The following is a 12,155-nucleotide window of genomic DNA, read 5'->3' as shown; positions in this document are numbered from 1 at the left end:
CTTTATTTGTGCTTGACTGGACCTGTCCATTCAAGCATTCCTCCTTTAAAATTGTACAAGTTTTTAAAGCCCTTCTCAGCTAATATTTCCGCAGCATACTCGCTACGACGTCCGCTTCTACATACCAGTATGAGTTCTTTCTCTTTGTATGATTCAAGCTCTGTAACACGTGCTTCCACTTCATCGTGTGGAATATGTATCGTATTTGGAATATGACCCTCCGCATACTCTTCTTCTGTCCGCACATCCACCCATATATACTGATCTCTTTCTTCGTTCTTTAACTTGCTTAATTTTGACGCCTCTAGCTCTTCAAAAGTACGCATGATTTTTTACCCCTTCCTATTTTTGCGGTAAGATTTGAGTCACATAATATTCTAAACGCTGTAGGTCAAGTGCTCCTTCTATTTTATTTACAATAACACCTTCTGACGAGATAAAGAATGAGCTTGGTAGGGGACCTACATCATACTGTCTCTGAACTTCTTTCTCTTCATCTAAAACGGTTGGGAAGCTTAGTTTGTATTGGTCTACAAATTGTTGTACAGCTACTTCTGTCTCCCCCACATTAATAGCAACAATTTCAAACCCAAGCTTGTGGTATTTATTATATGCATCTTGCATCGCAGGCATTTCTTCACGACAAGGCTTACACCAAGTTCCCCAGAAGTTAAGCATAACGGCTTTTCCTTTTAGTTCACTAAGTTTAACCTGATTTCCATCTAAGGTTTGTAAAGTAAAATCAGGGGCTTGATCTCCCACATCTACTTTTGCTTGATCTTCTGTCAATATCCGATACAGTGTAAATGCGATCATTCCAATCATGATCCCAAATAAAATACGTCTGACCCAATAACGTGTTTGTTTATTCATCGTGTTCACCTCTCGATTGTACCATATCCTAAAGAAAAGCTGAAATGGGGGCACCATTTCAGCATTAAAACCCAGAAAAACCAGTTACTTTTTGCATCCATACGATAATCGCTGTCATTTGATCAAAGTAAAGGAGTAAGGCTAAAATCAGCATAATGCCGCCACCGATTTTCATAATGGTATTTGAATAACGCAAAATCCACTTGGTTCGTCCAATAAAAAAGGCCATGACAATGAAGGGAATTGCAAAACCAAGGATATAGGCAGTCATATATATAAAGGCCATTTCAGGATTCGTTGCAGCAAGTCCCACAATTAAGATCACAATCGGCCCCATACAAGGAGTCCATCCTGCTGAGAAAATCACCCCTACCAAAGTCGAACTCAGGTACCCGACTCCTTTGGTTTTAATATTTAAACGTCTTTCCTTCATCATAAATTTAGGCTGAAATACGCCTAACATCACAAGTCCCATTGCAAAGATTAAGATCGCACCTAGCATACGAATGAGATCTTGATAAGTTTTAAAAAAGTCACCTACAAAGCTAAGTGCAAACGCTAAGCTATAAAAAATGATCGAAAAACCAATCATAAAGAAAATCGTGTGTATCAGTAAGTTGCGTTTTAATGCTTGTGAGCGATCCTGATCGGTCAGTTGCGCTACGGAAACTCCTGTAATATATGATAAATACGACGGGTATAGTGGTAAGCAACACGGTGAGATAAACGATAGTACCCCCGCAGCAAATGCCACCCACAAAGAGAGCTCATCCATCCTATCTTCTCCCTATTTCATTACTTGTTTTAACATCTGTATAAACTTTTTTTCCTCCAAAGCCCCTCCCACTTTTTGAACGATTCGTCCTTCGCGATCGATCAAAAAAGACATAGGTAAGCCTATGGCTTCGTATTGACCAAAAGTCACGGTTTGATTCTCTTTCTTTGGATCTAATAAGACAGGAAAGCTGTACTGATGATCATCTAAGTACTTCTTGACATCAGCTAAGCTCGTTTCTGTTGAAGTTGCATTTACCATATAAAAATGAATCTGATCCTTGTACTGCTCAAATGCCTTTTGAATAAATGGCATCTCATCTCTACAATAACCACACCAAGTTGCCCAGAAATTGATAAAGGTCGGCTTACCATTTGATTCTGATAAACGAAGGCTTTCTCCGTCTATTGTCGTTAACATAAAATCAGGTGCACAATTGCCAACTTCAAGTCCAATTTCACCTGTACACTGGATTGAAGCTTGTAGCTCGTCCTTGTCTTCTTGCACCATATATACCCCTATGGTAAGCGCAATGGCGATGCCAATCAGAAGAAAAATGAGTATATTTCTAATCTGCATATGACGATACTCCTTCATTTTTCAATCTCCTCACCATTATGGAACAGGAAAAGGAGTGATAAACACATCACTCCTTACATTCCTGTGACAAATGGATTGTGAACGCGTTCCCGGCCTATCGTCGTTTCTGGACCATGACCACTTAAGACTCTCGTTTCATCGGGCATTTCCATCAAGGTGTTACGAATCGATTTCATCAAGATATCGTAATCTCCTCCTGGTAAATCTGTTCTCCCGATCGAATTTTGAAATAAAGCATCCCCACTAAAAGCAAGCCCATCCCAATAAAAAGTGACACTGCCCGGTGTATGCCCCGGTGTATGTAAAACTTGAATCTGTTCATCTAATAAGGAGAGTGTTTCGGTCCCTGTCAAGGTATTTTCAGCTGGTTTACATACGATGGGTGTGAACCCTGGAAAAAAGGCTGAACCATTTAGCTTAGGCTCAGACAACCACGACTGCTCTAACTCATGAATATAGACAGGTGCTTTAAAGCGTGTACGTACTTCTTCTAGGCCACCGATGTGATCCAGATGGGCATGTGTTAATAAAATCGCTTCGATCTTGAGTTTCAAATCAGAGATTCTGTCTATGAGTCGATCTGGGTTCATACCGGGATCGATGACAACCCCTGTCCCCTTTGTTTCATCATATACCAAGTAGGCATTTGTCATGACAGGTCCTAACTCAAATTTTTCGATTTCCATCTCAGTTCCCCTCACTTTTTAAATATTATGCATGAACCATCATCACTCCGGACAGGATAACCATATGATCATCCGGAAAAGGACGGTGTATTCAATGAAAAGATGGATCAAAATAAGTTTCATTTCCATTATATCCACATTTCTTCTACTTGGGTGTGCTTCCAAAAACGAAACTTCTACACCTTCACCTCAAGTAGAAAAAGTACAGTATTCTAACCTTACACCACAAAAAAACGAGTCTCCAGAAGCCGTTGCACAGCGTCTGGTTTCCATTGCCACGCAAATACCTGGGGTGAAAAATGCCACAGCACTATCCATAGGCCCTTACTCGCTTGTGGGTCTTGATGTAGAAGCAGGTTATGAGCGAGGTAAAGTCGGGACGCTCAAGTACACCGTGGCACAAGCCATTAAAGAAGATCCCAAGGGGTCTAATGTGTTGGTTACTGCTGATATCGATTTGACGAACCGCATCAAAGCAATCAATGAGGATTTTCAAGATGGGAAACCCATCAGCGGTATCATCGAAGAAATGGCTGAAATTGTAAGTCGCATTTCACCCCAACCATCCAAAGAAGTACCGAAGCAACAGAAGAAGGAGTTACCGGAAAAATCATAGCTAATCGCTTTCTTTTACTATATGATATAGAGAAATAGGTAAAGGTGAGACTGACTCTCACTTTTACCTATAATCTCAAGTGAAAAAGGAATGACGATTTAATGAATGTTCGTTGCATTTTATGCGACACTAGGTTTGTTCCAGATCCCATTACACGCAAAAAAATCTTAAAACATCCCCATAAGATTCAGATTTGCCCTAAATGTAAAGCGCGTATTACCACACAGGTAACCGCTCGTCGATCAGACTCCATCACATGAAGCGTTATACTTCGGTTCCATCATAATATCTTGTAGTAATTGATCTGCTTGTTCACGCGGAAAACGCATGGTTTTTACGGTTCCGTCTTCTACATAATCGACTACATATTCATGTTGGTCGATTTTTTTATGAATGTCCCGCACTTTGTGATCTTGACCCAGGATCCCCTCGAAAAATTGTACCGTCTCCTGTGCTGCATTATCACTTGATCTCGCTTCCCAAACGATTTGAATCTGCAACCAATTAAAAAGTGCATCTCGAAGTTGCATGTCATTCCTCCTCTATTAGTCTCGCTTCACAAAGGACAAACGTACTCGTGTCACCACAACCATTATGATTGTGAGTAACATCGCAACCATGATTGGGAAACCCATATAATGAAATACGAATAATATCACGCATCCAATCGCTAAAAAGATATAAACCATTATACTTTTAAGCAATGGTAGTTTTCGTGCGAAGGCTAATTTATAGACGATACTCGCTAGGATCACAATTATGAGATAGACCACTTGGTAGGGTAGCTCATTGATCCATATCATCACGTCTCTGTACATGTCGTGTCTTCCTTTCTTATGCAAACTAGCTTCGGAGTGTGTGTAGGTATTGAATTTCAGCTTCATATTCCACTTCATCTTGTACAGGCGTTTCTAAGATAAATGGCAGTTTTTCAAACTGAGGCGCCCGTAAAAATAAGGATAGAGCTGATTCTCCGATCTCACCTTTTCCAATTTTCTCATGACGATCTTTATGACTGTTAAAAGGGGTCTTGCTATCATTGAAATGGATCGCAACAAGCGCTTCTAAATAGCCACTTGTCTGCATCTTATCAATCATTTCTTCAAATAACGCATGATTCCACATGCCCGCTGCAAACCCATGACACGTATCGAAGCAGAAACCTACTTTTTCGGGATGATCTAGCCCATTGCGGATCTCCATCAGATCATCGATCTGTAATCCTAGCTCAGTTCCTTGTCCTGCTGTATTTTCTAACAAGAGCTTGGTCGTCCCTTGGTAATCTTCTAGAATGATATTTAAGGTTTCAATCATGCGTTGTTTCCCATAAGTTTCACCTTCGCCTACATGCTTGCCACAATGCACGACCGCACCGATTGCACCAAATGCTTCAGCAATTTTAAGGTCTTCTTTAATCGAGCGAATCGTAACCTCATGTAGATCTTCTTTGGGCGTTGACAAATTGGTAATGTAAGGGGTATGACAAACCAGCGTGATTCCGTGCTCCTCACAATAAGCTTTCCCCTTCGCTGCATCATTCTCGTTTAGTTTTTTGGGTCTAAGACCACGCGGGTTCTTAGTAAATACTTGAAAGGATTCAGCACCTAGTAAATGTGCTTTTTTAGCAGCCTTTTCAAACCCTTTCGCTACACTAATATGACATCCGATTTGCATCATGTTCCTCCTTCATGCAGATGGCGCCACAAGCAGGCGCCACCTTTTCTTTCTGAAACTTGAAATCTAAACCGCTTGTAGTTGAGCAAGTCGATCGGGTACATTGGTGACAATCGCATCAATTTCAGCAAGTAGCAACCTTTGCATCTGCGTTTCATCATCCACTGTCCAAGCTCTCACCTTCAGACCCTGTTCGTGGCATTGTTTAATATCTGAATCTGTAATCGACTGATAATGAGGATGGATCGCTTCGACACCGATCAGATTCGCATACTGCCAAGGTTGATACATACGTGCCACATATAGGGCGGCACTTTGAATGGTAGGAGCGATTTCTTTAAGCACATGCAAGCTATGATGATTGAAAGTAGAAAGATATACCTGATCTTCTAACCCAAAATGAATGATTTCCTGAATCAATTTTTCTTCTAAGCTTGGGTACGGTACAATATTGTTTTTTAGTTCTATGTTTAACATCAACCCGTGCCTATACACATATTGAAGAACATCTTGTAGACTTGGAATCTGCTCGCTTGCGAATTGCGAATGGAACCATGATCCGCTATCCAGTTCCTTAATCTGTTCCCAAGTTAGATCTTTAATCCAGCCTGTTCCATTGGTCGTGCGATCTACTTTTTCATCATGTATGACGACAATTTGACCATCTTTTGTTAAGTGAACGTCAATCTCAAAACCATCTGCACCTGCTAAGCGTGCTTGTTCAAATGCCACCATCGTATTTTCCGGATATTGAGCAGAAAAACCACGATGCGCCATATTCTTGGTTTTTTTCAATCCGAATCGCTCCTCTACAAGATTTAAACCATTGCGAGTTGAATTAAGGTTCGCGTTCCAGCACCTGTTGCGCCTTTAACATGAATGCCTTTTTCGCGCATCGCTTCTCCAGAACCTGCTATATCGAGATGTACCCAAGGCGTGCCATCGGCAAATTCACGTAAAAATAAGCCACCTTGAATGGTACCCGCTTTTGATCCATCATCATTTTTGACATCCGCAATATCACTTTTGATATGTTCTTCATACTCTTCATACATAGGCAGTTCCCATACTCGTTCACCCGCAACATGGGCTGCTTTTTTGACAGCTTGACCAAATGCAGAATCATTACTCATCAAGCCAGCACTCTCATGTCCCAGCGCAATGATGACTGCTCCTGTCAGAGTCGCAATATCAACTAGTTTAGTAGCACCTAGGCGTTTAGCATACGTAATGCCATCAGCCAGAACAACACGTCCCTCTGCATCCGTATGGTGAATTTCAATCGTTTTACCACTATAAGAGGTAATCACATCGCCTGGGCGAAAAGCTTCTCCATTGATGGCATTCTCACAAGTAGGAATAACGGCTACCACATTGGTGTGCGGTTTTAACGCCCCAATCGCATCCATTGCTCCGAGGACAGCTGCCGCCCCCCCCATATCTTCATTCATCCCATACATGTAATTAGCCGGTTTAATTTGCAACCCCCCGTTGTCAAAGGTGAGCCCTTTACCCACATAACCTAATGTCTCTGCACTTTCAGGTGCTCCCTTATAGGTTAGGGCAATCATATAGGGTTCCTGAGAGCTTCCTTGTGAAACTGCCAGTAAACCGCCCATTCCAAGTTCTTGTAATTTCTCTTTGTTTAAAACCTCGATCGATAAGCCTCTTTTTTCAGCAATTTGTCTAGCATGCTGCACCATTTTATGAGGTGTTAAGAAATTAGCTGGCTCATGTGTAAGCATACGTGCATAATTGGTAGCATGTGCATATACCTTACCCCGCTCAATTCCTGTTTTCACCGCAGAATCACTCACGTCTTGTAAGGACAGCCAAATCGATTCAATTTGTTTGCTCGACTCTTCTTTTTGCTTGTAAGAAGGATGCTGATAAACTCCAAGTTCCATTCCTTCTACTAGCGATTGGATGACATCTACAGCCGTAAAGCGCTCCGATAACCATGTTGGACAGCCGAGCGCTAATTGCTTCAATCCTTTTTTCTTCGCATATCGAGCCGCAGTAGCCACTACATTTTTGAGTCGATCCAGAGAAATCTTTTCCTCTGCCCCCAATCCTAACACAATCGCACGTTTTGCTGGTATTTTCCCCCAGTTGTGAATCGCCGTAAGCTCGCAATACTTCCCGGTAATTTCTCCTTCCGAAATGAGGACAGAAATGCGATGCTCGATCGCTTCGTCTACTTTTTTGACAAATTCACTTACACCCTCTTTTTCTTCGGTTTGAAAGAGAATAATCGCGTCTACAGCAGTTTGTTCAATCGGTGTTTCAGTTCTTCTCCATTCCATCAATAAATGCCTCCCATTTCTAGTGGTTATGTATTCATAATTACTTATCATACCATGCGCAAACAAAAAAAAGCACATGAGATGGTATGAACCACTTCATATGCTTCGACATTCTCCACTCACAATGCTTCCAACATTAGCATTTCCCTACGAATTGACTTTAGTCTCGATTTACATTGATCCATAATATGTGTATTTTCGTCCATCATCGCTTCATGCAATAGCGCTAACTCATAATCTAGTTCTAAACGTAATACAGTAATCCGTTGCTCTGGATCGTAGCACTTATAAGCACGAATAACATCTTCCATACAACTTTGCACCCCTTTTCATACACCTTTGGGACTGGGTCAAATTGCTCATATTTGTTAGTCGATTACTTGGCTCCAGCATGCCCGCCAAACTGGTAAATTAAACCTATTAAAAGAGCTAATCTGACTTCATCTAAATTAAGTGTGATGTTATTCGTCAAATATAAGATTTTATAGGAATCGGTCATGCTATCTACTATATAGATATGCAGAATAGTGTTAAACGGATACTATTTTTTTATTTTTCTGATAAAATAGACCCTTATACCTGCTCTTATTCAACCGTATGATTGATGATTCCCTTTTAGGATATGTTAAGATAGTAATAGCAATGATACATAAAAGAGGTGTGCCTTTATATGAAATCATCATTTTTCACAGAAGAAGATTTCCATGTCTTTCAAGTAGATGGGCTAGATGCCAGAATGGCATCATTAAAAGGACTCATTCGCCCCAAGTTAGAATTACTGGGCGCTGATTTATCTGCTTTTTTATCTACTCATCTCCAACAAGAGATGCACTTTCATGTAGCAAAACATGCTCGCCGTACAGTAAATCCACCTGAAGACACTTGGGTAGCATGGTCTACGAACAAGCGGGGTTACAAAGCACTTCCCCACTTCCAAGTTGGGTTAAATGATCAAGAAGTATTTGTTTGGTTTGCTTTAATTTATGAATGTGAACATAAGTCCCATTTTGCTCGTCAACTCCTCCACCACTCAGATAGCGCTTGGGAGAAAATCCCGACTGATTTTTATTTATCGGAAGATCATACGAAGCCAGGTGGAACACCAATCCATAATCTTTCTGAAGAACAAATCACACAGCGTCTAGAGCGCCTACAGCAGGTTAAAAAAGCTGAATTTTTATGCGGCACACTCATACCACGAGCAGAAGCGGTAACGTTGTCCCAAACAGCATTAATCAGTCGTGTGGAAGATGTTTTTCATGCAACACTTCCACTTTATCACTTAGCACTTCAACCCTAACAGATTTTACTTTCGATCTAAATGACAATCTGGTATACTTACCGTCGTGCATAATTATAGATAAAGGCAGGCGGAAGCTCCATGAACGCTAGACAACATCGTGCGCCACTGTTCGCAGCTCTTACAGAACATGCCAAACGAAGCCCGATTCAATTTCATATACCTGGTCATAAAAAAGGACTGGGGATGGACCCAGAATTTCGACAATTTATAGGGGATAATGCCCTATCCATAGATTTGATTAATATCGCGCCTTTAGATGATTTGCATCATCCACAAGGTATTATTAAAGAAGCACAGGAATTAGCCGCCGAAGCATTTGGTGCTGACCGCACCTTCTTCTCAGTACAAGGGACCAGTGGAGCCATTAAAACCATGGTTTTGTCCGTCATTCAACCTGGTGACAAAATTATCGTTCCGCGTAATGTTCACAAATCCGTGTTGTCTGCCATCATTTTTGCGGGAGGCTACCCCATTTTTATTCATCCTGAGATGGATGAGCAATTAGGGGTGGCGCATGGTATTACAGCCAATCAAGTAGAACGAGCCTTGCAGAGACATCCTGATACCAGAGCTGTTCTTGTAATCAATCCAACCTATTACGGTGTAGCAGGTAACCTGAAAGAGATTGTTGATTTGGTACACCGCTGGCATATTCCTGTCCTAGTAGATGAAGCGCATGGTGTGCTCACACATTTTCACGATCAGCTCCCGATGTCTGCCATGGAAGCGGGTGCAGATTTAGCGGCTACCAGTGTGCATAAACTGGGTGGTTCCCTCACCCAAAGCTCTGTCTTAAATATGAGAGATGGATTGGTAAATCCGCGACGCGTTCAATCCATCATCAGTATGCTCACAACAACTTCTACCTCATATATTTTACTTGCATCACTTGATGCTGCACGTCGGCATTTAGCCACAAATGGACACCAGATCGCTGAGCAAGCGATTGAGCTAGCTAATTATACCCGTCGTCACATCAATGAAATTCCAGGTATTCACTGCGTAGGGAGAGAGTGGCTGGGAAGTGACGCTGTATATGATCTAGATGAAACCAAATTACTCATTCATCTTAAACATCTCGATATCAATGGACATGATGCTGAGATTTGGTTGCGGGAACACTTTAATATCGAGGTAGAACTTAGCGATCTTTATAATATTTTGTGTCTCATCACACTTGGAGATACAAAGGAAAGTGTGAATACCCTTCTTACAGCGTTACAGGCATTATCTGAACATTTTTATCAGCCTGATCGCACAGCTTATATTCAAATTCAGTTACCTGAGATTCCAGAGCTATCTGTTTCACCGCGTGATGCCTTTTATAGTCATACCGTATCTGTTCCGCTTGCTGAAGCAGCAAATCGGATTATGGCTGAGTTTATTATGATTTACCCACCTGGTATTCCCATTTTATTGCCAGGGGAACGTATTTCAGAAGAGAATATCGACTACATTCAAAAACATATCGAAGTAGGTCTCCCCGTACAAGGAACCGAAGACCCTACTATAAAAAATGTATTAGTCCTAGAAAAGAGCTGAATCAAATTGATTCAGCTCTTTTCTCCATCGTATCCGATTTATGAAGATACATCGCATGAGTCAGTAGTGCATTGATCTCCACCACTCGCGATATTTGTTAGTCCACTACTTTCTTTCCACACTTTCGCTAAGACTTCCTCAAATACATGTACGGGTTGTGCACCAGAGATCGCATATTTGCGATCAAAGATAAAATAAGGAACACCATTAATACCTAGCTCACTTCCCCGAAGTTCATCATTTCGTACTTCTTTGGTATAGGCATCGGTTGTTAGCATGTTTAGAACATCAGCACCATCCAACCCCAATTCCGTGGCAATTTGGACCAATGTATCATGATCTGCAATATTTTTTGTTTCAGTAAAGAAAGCATAAAATAAACGTTCAGACATCTCATCCATCTTACCCTGATCTGCAGCAAAGTGAATCAGACGATGTGCATCAAAAGTATTCCGTGGAATCATGGTTTCAAAATGATACGTTAATCCATCTTCTTGCGCTTGTACAGCCACGCTATCACACATGTCTTGTCCTTGTTCTATACTCACTTGATATTTCTCCGCAAGCGCCTCTGCATAGATTTGATTATTTGTAGTGGATGCATGCGGGTTGAGTTCAAAGCTTCTATAAATAATTTTAACTTGTTCCTTATGTTTAAAATGTTCCAATGCTGTTTCTAATCTTCTCTTCCCGATATAGCAGAAAGGACAGACGATATCTGACCAAACTTCAATTTGCATAAAATCACATCCTAATTAAGAAGTACATTTTCATATTGTATCATGATCCACACAAAAAGTGGGTATAGGATCAATACGACTCATTTTACAAGAGTGATACATCCTAAAGATCAACATCAACCGTATTGAAGGGAATGACCCTTGTCTTAATCTTAATGGTAGACCAAGAACGCTTTCCAACCACATATGAAACGACGGAATTACAAGACTTGCGTAAACAAAATCTAAGCACAAGACAGTTTTTACAAGATAACGGCTTCAGCTTTCTTCACCATTATACTAGTAGCACGGCTTGCTGTCCCAGTCGCACTACTCTGTATACGGGACAATACCCCTCTCTTCATGGTGTTACACAAACATACTTATGATGCTGATGTTTTTTGGTTAGACCCCAATAGTGTCCCTACAATCGGAGATTACTTTCGCACAGCTGGATATCACACATTCTGGAAGGGAAGATGGCATGCTTCTGCGACTGATATCCGAATACCTGGTACCACATCCGGCTTGTCCAGCTATGACCGTTTAGGCTATCCTGATCCAGAAGAAGAATCATTTTATTATTACTCCGATCGTCTAGAAAATTATGGCTTCTCTGGTTGGATCGGTCCTGAGCCTCATGGTTCCAGCCCTCGCAATTCAGGCTCTTCCGCAGCGATCGGCTTGCGCGGTCGTGATGAAATTTATGCCACTCAAACTGTCAATTTGTTAATGCAGCTCGACCAGCATAGCGATACACATCCTTGGCTTTTCATGTGTTCATTTGTTAATCCGCATGATATTGCCTTATATGGACAACTATCGGCTCGAATACCATTGTATGATTTTCAAATTGATCCTACTCTACCTCGGATTCCGCCTCCCCCTACTGCTGTGGAAGACTTATACACGAAACCATCTGCACAAGCAAGCTATCGTTCTGTTTATCAAGAGGCTTTACAACCGACCAGAGATACAGAAGATTTACGCAAACTTTATTTTTCACTGCAAAAACAGGTCGATCGCGAAATGGGAACAGCATACTTCTTTTTATGAGGATA

16 protein-coding genes and 1 pseudogene are annotated in these 12,155 nt (G+C 41.3%); 5 read left to right on the top strand and 12 right to left on the bottom strand.

What is annotated here, in order from left to right; translation table 11 throughout:
- Positions 1 to 2: 2 nt before the first annotated feature.
- From IC619_RS07095 to IC619_RS07075, 5 genes are all read right to left on the bottom strand, one after another.
- Positions 3 to 326: a rhodanese-like domain-containing protein gene (locus IC619_RS07095; protein ID WP_224749521.1), complete on the bottom strand. Its 324-nt coding sequence runs from the start codon at positions 324 to 326 to the stop codon at positions 3 to 5.
- Between the two features lie 16 nt (positions 327 to 342).
- Positions 343 to 873 carry a thiol-disulfide oxidoreductase ResA gene (resA, locus tag IC619_RS07090; RefSeq protein WP_191140004.1) on the bottom strand — a complete coding sequence of 177 codons (531 nt, stop codon included), beginning with the start codon at positions 871 to 873 and terminating at the stop codon, positions 343 to 345.
- Positions 874 to 937: 64 nt separating this feature from the next.
- Complete coding sequence (locus IC619_RS07085) at positions 938 to 1,648, bottom strand: cytochrome c biogenesis CcdA family protein (RefSeq protein ID WP_191140003.1); 711 nt, start codon at positions 1,646 to 1,648, stop codon at positions 938 to 940.
- Positions 1,649 to 1,660: 12 nt separating this feature from the next.
- Positions 1,661 to 2,245, bottom strand: coding sequence for a TlpA family protein disulfide reductase (locus tag IC619_RS07080; RefSeq protein ID WP_191140002.1), 585 nt, complete (start codon positions 2,243 to 2,245; stop codon positions 1,661 to 1,663).
- Positions 2,246 to 2,301: 56 nt separating this feature from the next.
- On the bottom strand, positions 2,302 to 2,934 hold the full coding sequence (locus IC619_RS07075; RefSeq protein WP_191140001.1) for an MBL fold metallo-hydrolase: 633 nt from the start codon (positions 2,932 to 2,934) through the stop codon (positions 2,302 to 2,304).
- 94 nt (positions 2,935 to 3,028) lie between these two features.
- Here IC619_RS07075 and IC619_RS07070 point away from each other — a divergent pair, with 94 nt between their 5' ends.
- Complete coding sequence (locus tag IC619_RS07070) at positions 3,029 to 3,550, top strand: YhcN/YlaJ family sporulation lipoprotein (RefSeq protein ID WP_191140000.1); 522 nt, start codon at positions 3,029 to 3,031, stop codon at positions 3,548 to 3,550.
- 101 nt (positions 3,551 to 3,651) lie between these two features.
- Positions 3,652 to 3,810, top strand: a complete 159-nt coding sequence (locus tag IC619_RS17325; RefSeq protein ID WP_191139999.1) for a DUF2197 domain-containing protein — start codon at positions 3,652 to 3,654, stop codon at positions 3,808 to 3,810.
- Here IC619_RS17325 and IC619_RS07060 read toward each other — a convergent pair.
- From IC619_RS07060 to IC619_RS07035, 6 genes are all read right to left on the bottom strand, one after another.
- On the bottom strand, positions 3,793 to 4,080 hold the full coding sequence (locus tag IC619_RS07060; RefSeq protein WP_191139998.1) for a hypothetical protein: 288 nt from the start codon (positions 4,078 to 4,080) through the stop codon (positions 3,793 to 3,795). The genes IC619_RS17325 and IC619_RS07060 overlap by 18 nt on opposite strands.
- 15 nt (positions 4,081 to 4,095) lie before the next feature.
- Positions 4,096 to 4,368: a YlaH-like family protein gene (locus IC619_RS07055; RefSeq protein ID WP_249669733.1), complete on the bottom strand. Its 273-nt coding sequence runs from the start codon at positions 4,366 to 4,368 to the stop codon at positions 4,096 to 4,098.
- A gap of 25 nt (positions 4,369 to 4,393) precedes the next feature.
- Positions 4,394 to 5,224, bottom strand: a complete 831-nt coding sequence (locus tag IC619_RS07050) for a deoxyribonuclease IV (protein ID WP_191139997.1) — start codon at positions 5,222 to 5,224, stop codon at positions 4,394 to 4,396.
- A 66-nt stretch (positions 5,225 to 5,290) separates the two neighbouring features.
- Entirely contained in the window at positions 5,291 to 6,019 is a 729-nt protein-coding gene (locus IC619_RS07045) for a glycerophosphodiester phosphodiesterase (protein ID WP_224749520.1), read from the bottom strand.
- 23 nt (positions 6,020 to 6,042) lie between these two features.
- A complete protein-coding gene (locus IC619_RS07040) occupies positions 6,043 to 7,530 on the bottom strand; it encodes a leucyl aminopeptidase (RefSeq protein WP_191139996.1) in 1,488 nt (495 codons plus the stop codon).
- 119 nt (positions 7,531 to 7,649) lie between these two features.
- Positions 7,650 to 7,841: a hypothetical protein gene (locus IC619_RS07035; RefSeq protein WP_191139995.1), complete on the bottom strand. Its 192-nt coding sequence runs from the start codon at positions 7,839 to 7,841 to the stop codon at positions 7,650 to 7,652.
- Between the two features lie 359 nt (positions 7,842 to 8,200).
- Between IC619_RS07035 and IC619_RS07030 the strand changes: the two genes are divergently transcribed.
- Both IC619_RS07030 and IC619_RS07025 read left to right on the top strand, forming a co-directional pair.
- Positions 8,201 to 8,830 carry a YktB family protein gene (locus tag IC619_RS07030; RefSeq protein ID WP_191139994.1) on the top strand — a complete coding sequence of 210 codons (630 nt, stop codon included), beginning with the start codon at positions 8,201 to 8,203 and terminating at the stop codon, positions 8,828 to 8,830.
- Between the two features lie 81 nt (positions 8,831 to 8,911).
- Positions 8,912 to 10,375 carry an aminotransferase class I/II-fold pyridoxal phosphate-dependent enzyme gene (locus IC619_RS07025; RefSeq protein WP_191139993.1) on the top strand — a complete coding sequence of 488 codons (1,464 nt, stop codon included), beginning with the start codon at positions 8,912 to 8,914 and terminating at the stop codon, positions 10,373 to 10,375.
- A gap of 38 nt (positions 10,376 to 10,413) precedes the next feature.
- On the opposite strand, the gene IC619_RS07020 is transcribed toward IC619_RS07025, so the two are convergent.
- Complete coding sequence (locus IC619_RS07020; protein WP_191139992.1) at positions 10,414 to 11,115, bottom strand: DsbA family oxidoreductase; 702 nt, start codon at positions 11,113 to 11,115, stop codon at positions 10,414 to 10,416.
- Between the two features lie 134 nt (positions 11,116 to 11,249).
- On the opposite strand from IC619_RS07020, the pseudogene IC619_RS17195 reads away from it, so the two are divergent.
- A pseudogene (locus IC619_RS17195) lies at positions 11,250 to 12,150 on the top strand (sulfatase-like hydrolase/transferase).
- Positions 12,151 to 12,155 lie beyond the last annotated feature (5 nt).

Origin of the sequence: Polycladospora coralii (assembly GCF_014773435.2) — a bacterium.
In the GTDB taxonomy this organism is placed as follows: domain Bacteria; phylum Bacillota; class Bacilli; order Thermoactinomycetales; family Thermoactinomycetaceae; genus Polycladospora; species Polycladospora coralii.
Note: the sequence above shows the minus strand (reverse complement) of the source record. Positions and strands in the feature narration are given on the sequence as shown.

Excerpts from the sequence above, each read along its gene's own strand:
- IC619_RS07095 (WP_224749521.1), bottom strand. The coding sequence starts at position 326 with ATGCGTACTTTTGAAGAGCTAGAGGCGTCAAAATTAAGCAAGTTAAAG.
- resA (WP_191140004.1), bottom strand. The coding sequence starts at position 873 with ATGAATAAACAAACACGTTATTGGGTCAGACGTATTTTATTTGGGATC.
- IC619_RS07085 (WP_191140003.1), bottom strand. The coding sequence starts at position 1,648 with ATGGATGAGCTCTCTTTGTGGGTGGCATTTGCTGCGGGGGTACTATCG.
- IC619_RS07080 (WP_191140002.1), bottom strand. The coding sequence starts at position 2,245 with ATGAAGGAGTATCGTCATATGCAGATTAGAAATATACTCATTTTTCTT.
- IC619_RS07075 (WP_191140001.1), bottom strand. The coding sequence starts at position 2,934 with ATGGAAATCGAAAAATTTGAGTTAGGACCTGTCATGACAAATGCCTAC.
- IC619_RS07070 (WP_191140000.1), top strand. The coding sequence starts at position 3,029 with ATGAAAAGATGGATCAAAATAAGTTTCATTTCCATTATATCCACATTT.
- IC619_RS17325 (WP_191139999.1), top strand. The coding sequence starts at position 3,652 with ATGAATGTTCGTTGCATTTTATGCGACACTAGGTTTGTTCCAGATCCC.
- IC619_RS07060 (WP_191139998.1), bottom strand. The coding sequence starts at position 4,080 with ATGCAACTTCGAGATGCACTTTTTAATTGGTTGCAGATTCAAATCGTT.
- IC619_RS07055 (WP_249669733.1), bottom strand. The coding sequence starts at position 4,368 with ATGTACAGAGACGTGATGATATGGATCAATGAGCTACCCTACCAAGTG.
- IC619_RS07050 (WP_191139997.1), bottom strand. The coding sequence starts at position 5,224 with ATGCAAATCGGATGTCATATTAGTGTAGCGAAAGGGTTTGAAAAGGCT.
- IC619_RS07040 (WP_191139996.1), bottom strand. The coding sequence starts at position 7,530 with ATGGAATGGAGAAGAACTGAAACACCGATTGAACAAACTGCTGTAGAC.
- IC619_RS07035 (WP_191139995.1), bottom strand. The coding sequence starts at position 7,841 with ATGGAAGATGTTATTCGTGCTTATAAGTGCTACGATCCAGAGCAACGG.
- IC619_RS07030 (WP_191139994.1), top strand. The coding sequence starts at position 8,201 with ATGAAATCATCATTTTTCACAGAAGAAGATTTCCATGTCTTTCAAGTA.
- IC619_RS07025 (WP_191139993.1), top strand. The coding sequence starts at position 8,912 with ATGAACGCTAGACAACATCGTGCGCCACTGTTCGCAGCTCTTACAGAA.
- IC619_RS07020 (WP_191139992.1), bottom strand. The coding sequence starts at position 11,115 with ATGCAAATTGAAGTTTGGTCAGATATCGTCTGTCCTTTCTGCTATATC.